Source organism: Flavobacterium lotistagni (genome assembly GCF_011392125.1).
In the GTDB taxonomy this organism is placed as follows: Bacteria; Bacteroidota; Bacteroidia; order Flavobacteriales; family Flavobacteriaceae; genus Flavobacterium; species Flavobacterium lotistagni.
The window spans coordinates 13,829-29,429 of the sequence record NZ_JAAJBU010000004.1; the positions used below are offsets into that span (position 1 = coordinate 13,829).

The 15,601-nt window shown below is 41.5% G+C and carries 13 protein-coding genes; 11 read left to right on the top strand and 2 right to left on the bottom strand.

Annotated features, from left to right (window positions below):
• Window positions 1-43 precede the first annotated feature (43 nt).
• The 4 genes from pfkA (at window position 44) to G4D82_RS06165 (ending at window position 3,680) form a co-directional block, all read left to right on the top strand.
• Window positions 44-1,030 (top strand): 6-phosphofructokinase, encoded by a 987-nt coding sequence (gene pfkA, locus G4D82_RS06150; protein ID WP_166335652.1) that lies wholly within the window; start codon window positions 44-46, stop codon window positions 1,028-1,030.
• A 120-nt stretch (window positions 1,031-1,150) separates the two neighbouring features.
• Window positions 1,151-2,155: a type I glyceraldehyde-3-phosphate dehydrogenase gene (gap, locus tag G4D82_RS06155; protein ID WP_166335654.1), complete on the top strand. Its 1,005-nt coding sequence runs from the start codon at window positions 1,151-1,153 to the stop codon at window positions 2,153-2,155.
• A 217-nt stretch (window positions 2,156-2,372) separates the two neighbouring features.
• Complete coding sequence (locus tag G4D82_RS06160; protein WP_166335656.1) at window positions 2,373-3,224, top strand: BadF/BadG/BcrA/BcrD ATPase family protein; 852 nt, start codon at window positions 2,373-2,375, stop codon at window positions 3,222-3,224.
• An 87-nt stretch (window positions 3,225-3,311) separates the two neighbouring features.
• Complete coding sequence (locus G4D82_RS06165) at window positions 3,312-3,680, top strand: methylglyoxal synthase (RefSeq protein ID WP_166335658.1); 369 nt, start codon at window positions 3,312-3,314, stop codon at window positions 3,678-3,680.
• A gap of 76 nt (window positions 3,681-3,756) precedes the next feature.
• On the opposite strand, the gene G4D82_RS06170 is transcribed toward G4D82_RS06165, so the two are convergent.
• Complete coding sequence (locus G4D82_RS06170) at window positions 3,757-4,137, bottom strand: RidA family protein (RefSeq protein WP_166335660.1); 381 nt, start codon at window positions 4,135-4,137, stop codon at window positions 3,757-3,759.
• A 172-nt stretch (window positions 4,138-4,309) separates the two neighbouring features.
• A complete protein-coding gene (locus tag G4D82_RS06175) occupies window positions 4,310-7,069 on the bottom strand; it encodes a putative LPS assembly protein LptD (RefSeq protein ID WP_166336059.1) in 2,760 nt (919 codons plus the stop codon).
• Window positions 7,070-7,120: 51 nt separating this feature from the next.
• Between G4D82_RS06175 and G4D82_RS06180 the strand changes: the two genes are divergently transcribed.
• The 7 genes from G4D82_RS06180 to G4D82_RS06210 all read left to right on the top strand — a co-directional run bounded on the left by G4D82_RS06180 (window position 7,121) and on the right by G4D82_RS06210 (window position 15,593).
• Window positions 7,121-8,275: an N-acetylmuramoyl-L-alanine amidase family protein gene (locus tag G4D82_RS06180; protein ID WP_166335662.1), complete on the top strand. Its 1,155-nt coding sequence runs from the start codon at window positions 7,121-7,123 to the stop codon at window positions 8,273-8,275.
• A 48-nt stretch (window positions 8,276-8,323) separates the two neighbouring features.
• A complete protein-coding gene (locus tag G4D82_RS06185) occupies window positions 8,324-9,286 on the top strand; it encodes an MlaD family protein (protein ID WP_166335664.1) in 963 nt (320 codons plus the stop codon).
• A 10-nt stretch (window positions 9,287-9,296) separates the two neighbouring features.
• On the top strand, window positions 9,297-10,631 hold the full coding sequence (locus G4D82_RS06190) for a (Fe-S)-binding protein (RefSeq protein ID WP_166335666.1): 1,335 nt from the start codon (window positions 9,297-9,299) through the stop codon (window positions 10,629-10,631).
• 96 nt (window positions 10,632-10,727) lie between these two features.
• Window positions 10,728-11,174 (top strand): LNS2 domain-containing protein, encoded by a 447-nt coding sequence (locus G4D82_RS06195; protein WP_166335668.1) that lies wholly within the window; start codon window positions 10,728-10,730, stop codon window positions 11,172-11,174.
• Between the two features lie 67 nt (window positions 11,175-11,241).
• Window positions 11,242-12,030 (top strand): (Fe-S)-binding protein, encoded by a 789-nt coding sequence (locus G4D82_RS06200; protein ID WP_166335670.1) that lies wholly within the window; start codon window positions 11,242-11,244, stop codon window positions 12,028-12,030.
• Window positions 12,031-12,125: 95 nt separating this feature from the next.
• Entirely contained in the window at window positions 12,126-12,608 is a 483-nt protein-coding gene (locus tag G4D82_RS06205; protein ID WP_166335672.1) for an ABC transporter ATPase, read from the top strand.
• A 9-nt stretch (window positions 12,609-12,617) separates the two neighbouring features.
• The gene (locus G4D82_RS06210; protein WP_166335674.1) at window positions 12,618-15,593 is read left to right on the top strand and encodes a glycoside hydrolase family 3 N-terminal domain-containing protein; all 2,976 of its coding nucleotides are present in this window, start codon (window positions 12,618-12,620) and stop codon (window positions 15,591-15,593) included.
• Window positions 15,594-15,601: the final 8 nt, after the last annotated feature.

The following is a 15,601-nucleotide window of genomic DNA, read 5'->3' on the forward strand; positions in this document are numbered from 1 at the left end:
TGATAACAGCTATTTGCTAATTTTACAATTCAAAAGCTAAAAAATGACTAAAACCATAAAAAAGATTGGCGTGCTGACTTCCGGTGGTGATTCGCCGGGAATGAACGCTGCAATTCGTTCGGTGGTCAGAACCTGCGCTTACCATCAAGTAGAATGTATCGGTATTTACCGCGGTTATCAGGGCATGATTGAAGGCGACTTCAAAGAAATGGGGCCACGAAGCGTAAACAACATCGTCAACAAAGGCGGAACAATTCTCAAATCGGCGCGCTCCAAAGAATTTATGAGTGCTGAAGGCCGTAAAAAAGCTTATGATCATTTAGTGGCTGCCGGAGTGGATGCTCTAGTGGTGATTGGTGGAGACGGAAGTTTCACCGGAGCCGAAATATTCAACAACGAATTCGGTTTTCCCGTGATGGGCATTCCCGGAACCATAGATAATGACATTTTCGGAACCAGCCATACTTTAGGTTATGATACCGCGCTGAACACGGTTGTAGAAGCTATCGATAAAATTCGTGATACCGCGAGTTCGCACAACCGCCTGTTTTTTGTGGAAGTGATGGGCCGTGATGCCGGTCATATTGCACTGAACGCCGGAATCGGAGCTGGAGCCGAAGAAATCCTGATTCCCGAAGAAGATTTAGGGCTAGAAAGATTACTCGATTCACTCAAGAAAAGTAAAGCTTCAGGAAAATCTTCCAGTATTGTCGTGATTGCAGAAGGCGATAAGATCGGGAAAAATGTGTTCGAGCTCAAAGATTACGTTGATGAGAATATGCCTGAGTATGACGTTCGCGTATCGGTTTTAGGCCATATGCAACGAGGAGGCGCGCCGTCTTGCTTCGATCGCGTTTTGGCAAGCCGTTTGGGCGTGAAGGCCGTCGAATCCATACTCGAAGGAAAATCCAATTATATGGTTGGGCTTATGGCCGATAAAGTGGCACTGACGCCGCTGGAACAAGCCATCAAAGGTCACACGGAAATCGACCGCGAGTTGCTAAGGGTTTCTGATATCATGTCAACTTAAGCGGTCAGCAATAAGCTATCAGCTGTTAGCTTTAAGAAAAGAAATTATAGAAATTATTATACAATCAGTAGGAGGTGACTAGCTAACAGCTAATCGCTGACTGCTAAAAGCTAAAAAAAAATGTCAAAAGTAAAATTAGGAATCAACGGTTTCGGTAGAATCGGGAGAATTGTTTTCCGCGAAACTATGAATAGAGATAACGTAGAAGTAGTAGCCATCAACGATTTGCTCGATGTAGATCATTTGGCATATTTATTAAAATACGATTCAGTTCACGGACGTTTCAACGGAACCGTAGAAGTAAAAGACGGCAAATTGTTCGTTAACGGAAGAAACATCAGAGTAACTGCCGAAAAAGATCCATCAAACTTAAAATGGGACGAAGTACAAGCAGAAGTCGTAGCCGATTGCACCGGAATTTTCACCACTTTAGAAATGGCCCAAGCGCACATTCGCGGCGGAGCTAAAAAAGTAGTCATTTCCGCACCATCAGCCGATGCGCCAATGTTTGTCATGGGTGTCAACCACTTGAAAGCTACTGCTGCAGACACGATTGTTTCCAACGCCTCATGTACCACAAACTGTTTAGCGCCACTGGCCAAGGTTATTCACGACAATTTCGGAATCGTAGAAGGTTTGATGACTACCGTTCATGCAACCACTGCCACACAATTAACCGCCGACGGCCCATCAAGAAAAGATTGGAGAGGCGGTCGTGCCGCTAGTGTCAATATTATTCCATCTTCAACCGGAGCAGCAAAAGCGGTTACTAAGGTTATCCCGGAATTGGTCGGAAAATTAACCGGAATGTCTTTCCGCGTACCAACTGTTGATGTATCCGTAGTCGATTTGACCGTGAAAGTAGCCAAAGAAACTTCGTACGAAGAAATCATGAAAGTGCTTAAAAACGCTTCTGAAACCGAATACAAAAATATCATCGGATACACCGAAGACGACGTGGTTTCGCAAGATTTCGTGTCCGATCCGCGCACATCAATCGTCGACGCCAAAGCCGGAATTGGCCTGAACTCGACGTTCTTCAAAATCGTTTCATGGTACGACAACGAGTACGGTTACTCAAGCAAACTCATCGATTTGTCGGTACACATTGCCGGTTTAAAATAAAAAAGTACATTTACCAAGTCCCGTTATTTCTTAATGGGACTTTTATTTTTTAGAAGCTCAATCCCGCTATCCGCTAAATCTTTTGCTCCATTGCATTACTCAAAAGGATACCGCTGCTATCGGGGCTAGGCATTCAACCCATAACAACAATTCATTAACTAACCAAAGTTGGGAAGCTCAGGCACTAAGGCACTCAGCAACTCAGGCACTCAAAAAAATGAAATTACTCGTAGACAGCGGCTCGACCAAAGCAGATTGGATTGCCATCGACGACCAAGGCAAAGTATTGTTTACCACGCAAAGCCTAGGGCTCAACCCTGAAGTTTTGTCTAAGGATGAAATCATCCACCGACTAGATGACAAATTCGATATCTCGCACAACAAAGACAAAGCGAGCCATCTGTTCTTTTACGGCGCGGGTTGCGGTACCGACCGGATGAAAAATTTCCTGACACAGGTTTTCGAAGAATATTTTACGCACGCTGCAGTTTCTGTTCACGAAGATACTTACGCTGCGGTTTACGCCACTACACCAAAAGACGCAGAAGCTATAGTTTGTATTTTAGGAACCGGCTCCAATTGCAGTTATTTCGACGGAAAAGTGTTGCATCAGAAAGTACAATCACTAGGCTATATCGCCATGGACGATTGCTCCGGAAACCGTTTCGGTCGCCATTTGTTGCGCGGTTATTACTTCAACAAAATGCCTTCGGAACTCGCTAAAGAATTCGAAGAAGAATACAACATCGAACCCGATTATGTGAAGAACAATCTATACAAAGAGCCGAATCCGAATGCGTATCTGGCTACTTTCGCCAAGTTCATCATCAAGCACAAAGACACCGATTTTTGCCGTAAGTACATCTTCGCAGAAATGGAAGATTTTGTAGAGAATTACATTAAGCAATTCGACAACTGCCATGATATTCCGGTGCATTTCGTAGGTTCAATTGCGTTCTATCTCAAAGACGAACTCGACGAAGTGCTCAAAAGACACAAAATAAAACTCGGCAATGTATTGCGCCGCCCGATCGACGGACTGATTGCTTATCACATACTAAATAAGTAAACACAGATTCCACAGATTATCACGGATTTTATTGTTTTTAATCCAATCTGTGTAAATTCGTGCAATCTGTGTTCAAACCCAATTCAAATGGAAATCGCCATCATCGCCCACGACCGAAAAAAAGCCGAACTGGTGCAGTTCTTAAATAAGAACAAAGACATCTTGAACCGCGAGAACATTAAGCTCATCGCTACCGGAACCACTGGCGGGCAAGCCGAAAAAGCAGGTTTCAAAGTCAAGAAAATGCTGTCAGGCCCAATGGGTGGCGACGCTCAAATTGCCGCGCGTGTGGCGGAAGGAAAAACCAAAATGGTACTGTTCTTCAAAGACCCGAATTCGAGCCACGCTCACGAAGTAGATATCAACATGTTGATCAGGGTTTGCGATGTCCACAATGTTCCGTTGGCCACCAACGAAGCTACGGCGCAATTGCTGTTGTTGGGTTTAAATAACTAATTGCCAGTTAGAAACTTCCATTAAAAAAAACCGGTGTTCAACATGAGCATCGTTTTTTTTAAACTATAAACTGCCACTATCTCATGGCAATCATCGAAATCTCGATATTTACGTCTTTCGGCAAACCGGCTACTTCAATAGTTTCTCTGGCTGGTGCTGTCGTTTCATTAAAATAGCTTCCGTAAACGTTATTCACTTTTGCAAAATCTTCCATATCTATCAGGAAAATAGAAGTTTTGATTACATTTTCAAAAGTCATCCCGGCCGCTTCCAAAACAGCTTTGAGATTTTCCATCACTTGTTTGGTTTCGCTTTCAATCGAGCCCAAAACCAATTCCATAGTTTCCGGGTTCAAAGCAATTTGCCCAGAAGTATATAACATATTTCCGGCTAAAACGGCTTGGCTGTAGGGTCCAATCGGCGCCGGTGCTTTTTCTGTGTAGATAATTTTTTTCATGATTATTTTTTATTTTTAATTACGACAAAAGACCGCTTCGCTGCAATAGACAAAACCACTTCGTTCCGATATTTTTCGTATGCTATAGGTGTTCCTTATCTCTTGCTTCTCATTTCTTGTCTCTCATCTCTTGTGTCTTGTCTCTTACTTCTTCTCGTTGCAGCTCACCAATCTATCTCAAAACTCTATCCGGCAAAGTCCGTTTTTCCCACTTAATATCGCTAAGCATACTCGACTTGATTCCAATAAAGAAACTCCAGAAAGCATTGGCTCCAAAAGGCGTCCAACTGAAATCCATCCGCCAGCTCATCAGGTTGCGCTCGAAACGGAATTGGGTGAAAGTCACTCCATCTTGTACAAAATCATAACCTGACGATACTCCGACTTTCCAGTTTTTGGAGAGTTCGGTATTGAGTGACATCATGAGTGAATTACCCGAAATCTGTTTTTCGCGTTTGATATTGGTATAAGTTAATTGATACGCAAGATTAATATCCCAAGGCACTTCGGATTTAAAAAAGCCTTTGAAATTGTCTTCCTCCTCTGAATCGTCATTGCCAAATTGGGTTTGTCTTCGGTCGCTGAAATCAGTGTTGGTTCCAAACAAATCGTCGTCGCGCCCGCCATTTCGGAGCCCTTGCGTGTTCTTGTTTTTATTTTTATTAGTTTCTCCGTCACGGCTAGACAACGAATAATTCAAAGTCATGTTGGCACTGGTCATTCTAAACAAGCTACCACCATTGTCTATGTTGAATTTTTCAAAAGTTCTTCCAGCGTTATCAATCGCATAAGGGTTGAGGGTCATGCCGAAGTTTACATTCATCTTGTTGTTGAACAATGCTGTTCCACCGCTCACCCGCAAAGGCGCCCAATGCAATGAATCGGCAGTGATATCATAACTGGTCGATAAATTCAAGTTGTTGAGCAGCATGACTTTCTTAGGTTCGGTTTTCGTAGTGTCTTTGTCGGTTACTTTGGCTTCGAAAGTATTGCTCAAGCTGAAACCCACATTACTCGAAAGATTTTTTCCCGGCGCGCCAAAAATACCTTGTTCGAATCGCGTGTATTCTTTCACCATAGTTCCGCTTCCATCGGCCGCATAAGTGTCGTAATACTGCTTAAAACTTGGCGTGTAGCTGTAAGAAACCGATGGGCGCATCACATGACGAATCGCTTGTATTTTTTTAGTATCACCAAATTTGAAAGTTCCGTAAATTGTGGTTCCCAAACTTGACGAAAACGAATAGGTACGGAAAGCATCAAATTTGTTCACCTCTGAAACGACTTCTTGGTTGGTCACGACATCAAAGCTTTTTCGAATCGTTTTTAAATACCAAACTTCTTCAAAATTCATTGAAGTTGTAGCGCTAAAATATTTGAAAACCTTGAAGTTAGTACTCAGTGGAATGCTGTGTTGAAAACCTAATTTTGCATTCTTGAACATTTCGGGTTTGAAGAACAATGAGTCGGTTGTAGCAATTCGATTTTCGCTTCTTAAATTATATTGGAGGTTGATGTTTTTAAAAAAGCCTTTCTTGATTCCTTCTTTCGGCGCAAAAGGAAATACACGGTCGACACTAAATTGTAAGGTTGGCAAAGTCATGTTGATTTGCTCGGTGTTGGTATTTTGTGAATGTGTGGCCGTAAGCGATAAATTGGCTTGCGGAATTGTATTGAACGTCTTGGAATATGAAATCGAAGAACTCAAGGTGTTGTTCAAATTCGATCCAACGTTCAACTGGCTGGCTGATTGACGAAAGTACTTACTGCTTCCAAAGTTGACCGAAGCTGAAAAACGAGAATTCGGATTGGCCTTTCCATCTTGTGAATGCGACCACTGAATGTTGTAGATGTTTGTTTTTGAGTAGTCTGGAAAGCCGCGCTCGCTGTTGATTAAGTTCTCATATCGCACATTGAAATTCCCACGAAATTTATATTTCAGCGCATAACTCGATTCAAAACGCAGTGCATAACTACCATTGGTGAAGTAATCTCCGAGAATGGCCAGATCGTAATATTTGCTGAGTGCCAGATAGTAACCGCCGTTTTGTAAGGAATAACCTCGATCATTATTGTCGTTAAAAGTCGGCACAATGATTCCTGATTGACTGGTTTCGGTCATTGGAAAAAAAGCGAAAGGCAAGGCCAGTGGTGTAGGAACATCTGCAATTACCATATTGGTGAGACCAGTAACCACTTTTTTCTTGGGTACAAATTTTAATCGGCTGGTACGGAAATAATATTCTGGGTCTTCGATGTCTTCGGCGGTCGTAAAGCGGGCATTTTTCAAAAAGTAAACAGAATCATTGACTCTTTTGGATACTTCAGCTTTTACTTTGAATTCGCCTTGTTCGGTTCTCGAATTCCATATCAGTGCTTTTTTGGTTTTGTAATTAAAACGTATCGAATCTGGTTCTACTGCATTGCTGCCTTGTTTGAAGTTCGGATATTGAGTGTAATTGCCTAACGAATCTTTAATACGTCCGGCATATACTTCGCTTTTGTCGTAGTTGAATACAATAATTCCAGCTTTTAATTCGATATCTTGGTAGTAGAGTTCGGCTTTGTCGTATAGAGTAATGAGCTTTTTTTTGTTGTCTATTTTGGCGTATTTTTCTGCTTTGTATTTGATTTTGCTCTCAAGAATCGGTTTCTTTGGTTTGACACTATCCGATTTAATGCTGTCGCCAATTTTGGTCAGATCGGCGATGTTGATTTTAGTACTATCTGCTTGCTTTTGAACCGGTATTTTAACCGATTGATTATTTAGTTCCTGAGCGTAATTTTTAGTAATTCCGATTGTTAGGAAAAATGCTGAAAAAACGATATGAAATAAGTTTGTACGCAAAGGTTTTAATGCTATTTTTGTAAAAATATGGCTTATTTCTGACGCGCCAACCGCCCAAAAAAATTTCGTCAAAAATAAGTAAATATCAAAACGAAACCTTTAGGGATTTCATAAAAATTAATTTTATTTGCAACCATGAATAAATCGCATAGAATCAAATATTTATTGCCTTTATTAACCTTTATTTTTTCTTTTTCCGTTTATAGTCAATCTAGTTCGAAATTTAAAGTAACCCTTGATGCCGGCCACGGCGCTCACGATTATGGAGCCATTTACCACGGCCATATTGAAAAAAATATCACCTTGGCGATAGTTCTCAAAGTCGGAAAAATTCTCGAAGCCAATCCGAACATTGAAGTGAATTATACCAGAAAGAACGACACATTTATCGAGCTTGTGGAGCGTTCGAGTATTGCTAATCGGGCTGATGCCAACATTTTTGTTTCTATTCACTGTAATGCCAATAAAAACACTTCGGCCTGCGGTAGTGAAACTTATGTAATGGGTTTGAATAAGAATGCCTCGAATTTAGCAGTAGCGAAAAGCGAGAACGCCGTTATTACGCTAGAGAAAGATTACAAACAGAAATATGAAGGTTTCGATCCGAACAACCCGAGTTCGATGATTGGAATTACGCTCATGCAGGAAGAGTATCTCGACAACAGCATTTCCTTAGCCAGTAAAATACAAGACCAATTTGCCAGCATCAACCGGAAAACTCGTGGTGTAAAACAAGCACCTTTCATGGTATTACACAAAGCTTACATGCCTAGAGTGCTGATTGAAACTGGTTTTATTTCTAATCCAGAAGAAGGAGCGATGCTTGATTCTGAAGAAGGCCAGCAGGAAATGGCCCAAGCGATTGCCAATGCAATTATCAGTTATAAAAAAGAGTATTTTGGTGCCAGCGGTTCCGATGTAATTGAGAAGCCATCCAAGAAAATGGCCCAAGAAACACCAGTTCTTAATGATACTCCGACTGTGGCTAAAAATGAACCAGTCACAGAGAAACAACCCGAACCTACAGTGGCACCAGCAGTTATTTTCAGAGTGCAAATTGCTGCTGCCAACAAAAAGCTCGAGCTAACACCTTCAAATTTCAAAGGCTTGAGTAATGTCAGAGTCACCACTGACGATGGTTTACTTTATAAATACACTTACGGCGAAACGGCTGATTATACTACCGCCAAGAAAAATTTAGAAGAAGCCAGAGCCAAAGGGTACACTTCTGCTTACTTGATTGCCTTCAAAGATGGCAAGCGCGTTTCGGTTCAGGAAGCCCTGAAATAAAGCAGGATTTCTGAATATTTATTTTAAATTTGCCTAAAAATCAAGATTTTGAAAATTACCAGAGAAATTAAAACTGCCATCCTCGTTATTGCGTCTATTTTATTGTTTATATGGGGCTATAGTTTTTTGAAAGGAAGAGATTTATTTACCTCATACAAAACCCTATACGTTCAGTATGACAATGTGGAAGGCTTGACCGCATCTGCGCCGATTACGCTCAACGGTTTAGTGATAGGAAAAGTCAATTCCATCAAATTTTCTGGTAGTTCCGGCAAACTCGAAGTCGAGATGCAAATCAAGTCTGATTTTCCCATTTCAAAATCATCTCTCGCTACCATTTATGAGTCTGGTCTCATCGGCGGCAAACAGATCATGATTGTTCCGAATCTCAAAGATACAAACATGACCGTTAACGGAGATCATTTGCAAAGCGATGTAAAGTTGGGGTTGACCGATATGGCTGCCGAGAAGCTTGCCCCATTGCAAGAGAAACTAGATCGGATTTTATCCAACGCAGACAAAATGCTCGTTGGAATCAACAACGTTTTGGATGCAAAAGGCCAGCAAGATTTGAAGAATACGTTGTCGGAATTGAGTCAAACTATTGCGCAATTTCATCAAGCTTCAGAGAAGATCAACGGTTTATTAGCTGATAACAAATCCAATATCAACGGCATGATGGGCGATTTCAAAAAGGTATCTTCTAATTTCTCGGCCATTTCCGATTCGCTCAAACAAGCCAATTTGGGTAAAACTGCCAAAGATTTGCAACTTACGCTCAGAAAAGTTGATGAAATTATGGCTGGTCTGAATTCAGGCAAAGGAACAGCCGGCAAATTGCTCAAAGACGAAGCGCTTTATAACAACTTCACAAAAACTTCAAAAGAACTCGAACTATTGCTACAAGATTTAAGGCTGAACCCGACACGCTATGTGAATGTGTCGTTGTTTGGCAAGAAAAACAAACCTTATGTAGCACCGCCAGCCGAAGAAACTAAAGAAAACAAATAAACCCGAGACCATGAATTATCTTGACAATATTTTATTTGCAATCTTGCTCGTGGTGGGCATTGGCTATTTTGCGCAGAACGTAAAAAAACTAATCCGCAATATTAAACTGGGACGAGAAGTGAATCGTTCCGATCGCTCTTCAGAACGTTGGGCGAACATGGCTTTAATTGCTTTAGGTCAATCTAAAATGGTCAAAAGGCCCGTTGCTGGTTTCCTGCACATTATTGTTTACGCCGGTTTTGTGATCATCAATCTTGAAGTACTCGAAATCATTATTGATGGGCTTTTTGGCACACACAGAGTCTTTTCTGGTTTAGGAGTTTTTTATGATTTTTTGATTGGCTCGTTTGAAATCCTGGCTTTGTTGGTATTAATTTCGGTAATTATATTTTTAATTCGAAGAAACATCATCAAACTCAAACGTTTCATCAGTTCGGATTTGAACGGATGGCCACGAAGTGACGCCAATTATATCTTGTATTTTGAGATTGTATTGATGTCGTTGTTTTTACTGATGAATGCCGCAGATTACCATTTGCAAAATGTTCCGGGCGGTTTCGGACATTATGCTCAAGCCGGCGCTTTTCCGGTTTCGCAATACCTCGCTCCAATTTTTGACGGAATGGATAATGCATTAGTTGCCTTGCTCGAACGCGGTTTTTGGTGGGTGCATATTGTCGGGATATTGGTGTTTTTGAATTACCTTTATTTCTCCAAACACCTTCATATTTTACTGGCTTTCCCGAATACTTATTACGCAGATTTGAATCAGAAAGGGCAATTCGATAATCTTGAATCTGTCACCAAAGAAGTCAAGTTGATGATGGATCCGAATGCCGATCCTTTTGCTGCGGCGCCTGCTGATGAAAATGCAGTTCCCGGAAAATTTGGAGCCAGTGATGTGCAAGACTTGAACTGGGTACAATTGCTCAACGCGTACACTTGTACCGAATGTGGTCGATGCACTTCTGCTTGTCCGGCGAACCAAACCGGTAAGAAACTGTCACCGCGTAAAATCATGATGGATACGCGCGATCGTCTGACTGAAGTCGGCAAAAATATCGATGCGAACAAAGGCGTTTTTATCCCCGATAATAAAACATTGCTCAACGATTACATCAGCCCCGAGGAGTTATGGGCCTGTACTTCGTGCAATGCTTGCGTGGAAGAATGCCCGGTCAATATCAGCCCACTTTCTATTATTATGGACATGCGCCGTTACCTGGTCATGGAACAAAGCGCAGCACCGATGTCACTCAACGCCATGATGACCAACATCGAAAATAACGGAGCACCTTGGCAATACAGTCAGCAAGACCGTTTGAACTGGAAAAACGAAAATTAAATTAAAAATCAAAACAAGCATAAAAATTCTCTTATAGGTGAGGTTAAGGGTGTTTTTAATCCAAATTGAATCAATTAAATTAGAAACAGAACGAAAATGAAAAAAGAAGACATTGAAAAGCAGTTGATTAGCGCAACAGAGAACGGACACCACATTAGTCCGATTTTGCCTGAGGGAATTAAGAATTACTTGATTGATATCGACGGAACCATCTGCGACGACATTCCGAATGAAGAGCCCGAAAGAATGTTAACCGCAGAGCTTTACCCCGATGCCCTGGTGACTTTGAACAAATGGTACGATGAAGGACATATCATCTTTTTCTTCACTTCAAGAACTGAGGCACATCGAGAGTATACTGAAATTTGGCTCAAAAAGCACGGTTTCAAATACCACGGAATTCTTTTCGGAAAGCCGCGTGGAGGCAACTACCACTGGATTGATAATCACTTGGTAAAAGCCACTCGTTACCGCGGAAAATTCACCGATTTGATCGAGAAAGAAGTAACCATCCAAGTTTTTGACGACGGAAAACACGAATAGAATGCCTGAGCTGCTTAGTGCCTGAGTGGTGAAGATTAGATTAAAATAATTCAGCAATTTAGATGATATGGAGCAATTGACAGTGCCGACAATGGCAGAAATGTTAGCCCAAGGAAAACAGCCCGAAGTTTTGTTTTGGGTAGGTTGTGCCGGAAGTTTTGATGACCGCGCCAAGAAAATCACCAAAGCATTTGTTCGCATCTTGAACCGTGCGAATGTTGAATTTGCTGTTTTGGGAACAGAAGAAAGCTGCACCGGCGATCCGGCTAAAAGAGCAGGGAATGAGTTCCTGTTCCAGATGCAGGCCATGATGAACATTGAAGTGCTGAATGCTTATGAGGCCAAGAAAATTGTTACGGCTTGTCCGCATTGTTTTAATACTTTAAAGAACGAATATCCCGAACTCGGCGGAAAATACGAAGTGATTCATCACACCGAGTTTTTGAAATCTTTACTTGATGGCGGAAGGTTAACCATTGAAGGCGGTCAGTTCAAAGGGAAGAAAATAACTTTTCACGACCCATGTTATTTGGGCCGGGCGAATAATATCTATGAAGCACCACGCGATTTAATCCAAAAACTCGATGCAGAGTTGGTGGAGATGAAACGCTCCAGGGCCAATGGTTTGTGTTGTGGTGCCGGAGGTGCTCAAATGTTTAAAGATGCCGAACCGGGAAACAAGGAAATCAATATCGAAAGAACAGAAGATGCGTTAGAAACCCAGCCGCAGATTATTGCTGCAGGTTGTCCGTTTTGCAATACGATGTTAACCGACGGCGTCAAAAATAAAGAGCGCGAAGCCGACGTTAAGGTGTTAGATGTGGCAGAGTTGATTGCAAATGCCCAAGATCTTTAATTAATTGATAATTTGTCGATTAAAGTCAAAAATTGCTTCGGGATTTTTGGATTCAATGAAATCTGAAATCTACCACCACCTAAAATCTAAATTAAATGTACGTACCCTTTGAAAGTTTACCGGCGGAATCCCGGGTTTGGATTTACCAATCGAATCGAAAATTTACCGACCAGGAGTGGGCCGAAGTGGAAGCAGAAGTGAAAAACTTCATCAATTCATGGGAAGCGCACGGAACTGGGCTCGAAGCTTCTTTTCTATTGAAATACAATCGTTTTATTATACTCGCGGTCAATCAAGAAGTGCAAATGGCTACGGGTTGTTCTATTGACAAGTCTGTTTCGTTCATCCAAAGCTTGGAGAAGAAATATGAAGCTGATTTGCTCGACAAGATGAACGTGACTTTTAAACTGGGCCAACACATCGCGCACAAACCGCTAATCGAATTCAAGAAAATGGCCAAAGACAAAGCCGTTTCTGAAAATACCATTGTCTTCAACAATTTGGTCAATACCATAGAAGAATTCACCGACAATTGGGAAATCCCGGCCGGAGAAAGCTGGCACAGTCGTTTCTTTTAATTTCTGTTGATGAAAAAATCCGTTTTACAAATTGGCTTTTGGTGCAGCATTGTGGTGCTAGGCATCTCTTGCGCGAGTAAGAAAAATGTGGTAACGCCAGCTCCAATCGCAACAGTTGAACCGCCAATAGTTACCGAAAACTTAAATCCGGATTACGAATCTACTATCGAGCAAAAGTGGGTCGACAGCGTTTATAACACTTTGACTTTTGATGAGCGAATCGGTCAGTTATTCATGGTGTCCGCTTATTCAAATAAAGATTCTTTGCATGCCAAATCGATTGATAAACTTATTCAGGAAAATAAGATTGGCGGATTGATCTTTTTTCAAGGCGGTCCAGTGCGTCAAGCCAAGCTTACGAATCGTTTTCAGTCTAAATCTAAAGTGCCATTACTCATTGGCATTGATGCCGAATGGGGTTTGAGCATGCGCCTCGATTCTACTTATCGTTATCCGTTCAATATGACTTTGGGAGCGATTCAAGACAAAAACCTCTTGGAAAAAGTCGGGCGTTATATGGGTGAAGAGAACAAACGCCTCGGAGTTCATTTCAATTTTGCTCCGGTGCTCGATATCAATACCAATCCTAAAAATCCGATTATTGGTTTCCGTTCTTTTGGTGAGAACAAAGAAAATGTGGCAGAAAGCGCTTTGGCTATGATGAAAGGCTATCAAAGCTTGGGATTACTGGCTACCGGAAAGCACTTTCCCGGGCATGGCGACACAGAAATCGATTCGCATCATGCTTTGCCCATGATTACTTTCTCGAAAGAACGCCTTGATTCTGTTGAGTTGTATCCCTACAAGAAAATGTTTAAAGCTGGCTTGTCTTCGGTCATGGTCGCACATTTAAACGTGCCGAGTTTGGAGCCAAGAGAGAATATTCCTTCTTCGGTTTCGCACAATATTATTACCGATGTTTTAAAAAATAAGTTGGGTTTTAAAGGATTGATTTTTACCGATGCGCTCAACATGAAAGCCGCCAAGAATTTCCGTGAACCGGGCGAAATTGACCTCGAAGCTTTTTTGGCCGGCAACGATATTTTACTTTGTGCCGAGAATGTGCCGGTGGCAGCGGAGAAAATCTGCATGGCCTATCAAGACTCCATGATTTCTGAAGCGCGCTTAGCCTATTCGGTAAAGAAAATTTTAAAGTATAAGTATCGGGTAGGTTTGAACCATTACCAACCGGTTTCAATTTCGCAGCTTCACAATGATATCAATCCGACCAAAAACGATGCTTTGCAATATGAGTTGTATGAAAATGCCGTCACAGTACTCAAAAACAAGAACGATATTCTGCCGCTAACGAATCTAGAAAAGGAGAAAATCGCCTACGTTAAAATTGGCGATGATGCCAATAGTGCTTTTGTTTCGACACTGAAAAAGTACACAGAAGTTACTGAGATCAAGGATGATGACCTAGAATGTGTAAAAGATACTTTGAAATTTTACACTAAAGTTATCGTAGGTTTTCACAAGTCGGATAAAGCCTGGAAAAGCCATGCGATGAGTGAGAAAGATATACTTTGGCTCACCGAAATCGCTAAAAACAATATCGTGATTCTCGATGCGTTTACCAAACCTTATGCGTTGATTCCGGTTGCTGCATTTGATGAAATTGAAGCAGTTGTGGTTTCTTATCAAAATAGTGATATTGCGCAAGTTGTCTCGGCTGAGATGCTTTTCGGAGCAGCAGAAGCAAAGGGGAAATTACCGGTTTCAATCAATGAACAGTTTCGCGCAGGCGACGGCTTATCGACCCAAAAAATCAATCGCTTAGGATTTACCGCGCCAGAGAATGTTGGCATGGATACTAAAGTATTGGCTAAGATTGACGAAGTTGCCAATAAAGCCATCAGCAAAAAAATGACGCCGGGCTTGCAAGTTTTGGTGGCTAGAAAAGGTAAAGTGGTGTATCAAAAATCATTTGGTTATTACACCTACGAGAACAAAATAAAAACGACCAATGCCAACCTTTACGACATCGCTTCACTAACAAAAATCATCGCAACATTGCCCAACGTAATGCAGCAATATGACCAGCAGAAAGTTACGATGGAAACGCCATTGAAAGCACTATTGCCCGTTTTTGAAAATTCTGACAAACAAGATATTCCATTCAAAGATTTGCTTTCTCATTACGCACGACTTCAGGCTTGGGTTCCGTTTTACAAAGCGACCTTAGACAGTTCTAAAATGCCATTGCCGAAGTATTATAGTAAGATTAAAAATGAGCAGTTTTCAAAGCAAGTAGCCGACAGTCTTTTCCTGCGCAATGATTACCACGACTCGATTATGAAAATGATTGTCGACAGTAAGCTTTTGCCTAAAAAAGAATACAAATACAGCGATTTTACGTTCATTATTTTAAAAGATTATCTTGAAAAAGTAACAGGAAAGTCACTCGAGGTTTTGGTACAAGAGCAATTTTTCAAACCCATAGGAATGAGCAGTACCTTGTACAATCCGTTACAACGCTTTGCCAAAGACAGTATTCCGCCTACCGAAGACGATCATTATTTCCGCCACCAAAGAATTCAAGGCTATGTGCACGATATGGAAGCTGCGATGGAAGGTGGAGTTGGCGGTCATGCAGGTATTTTTTCCAACGCGATGGATGTAGCGAAAATGATGCAATTGTACTTGCAAAAAGGCAATTACGGTGGGCATCAGTATTTTTCTGAGAAAACGTTCTCGGATTTTAATACTTGCTATTTCTGCGCAGAAGGCAACCGGCGTGGAATCGGGCTAGATAAACCGCAACTTCCCGGAACCAGTGGCCCAACTTGTGGCTGCGTTTCGATGGATAGTTTTGGTCATACCGGATTTACCGGAACCATTGCTTGGGCAGATCCGCAAACCGAATTGGTTTATGTGTTTCTGTCGAACAGAACTTTTCCAGATGCTTCGGTGAACCAACTTTCGAAAGAGAATATTCGCGAAGACATCCAAAAAATAATCTATGAGGCCATCATTAAATAGGGTGTTTT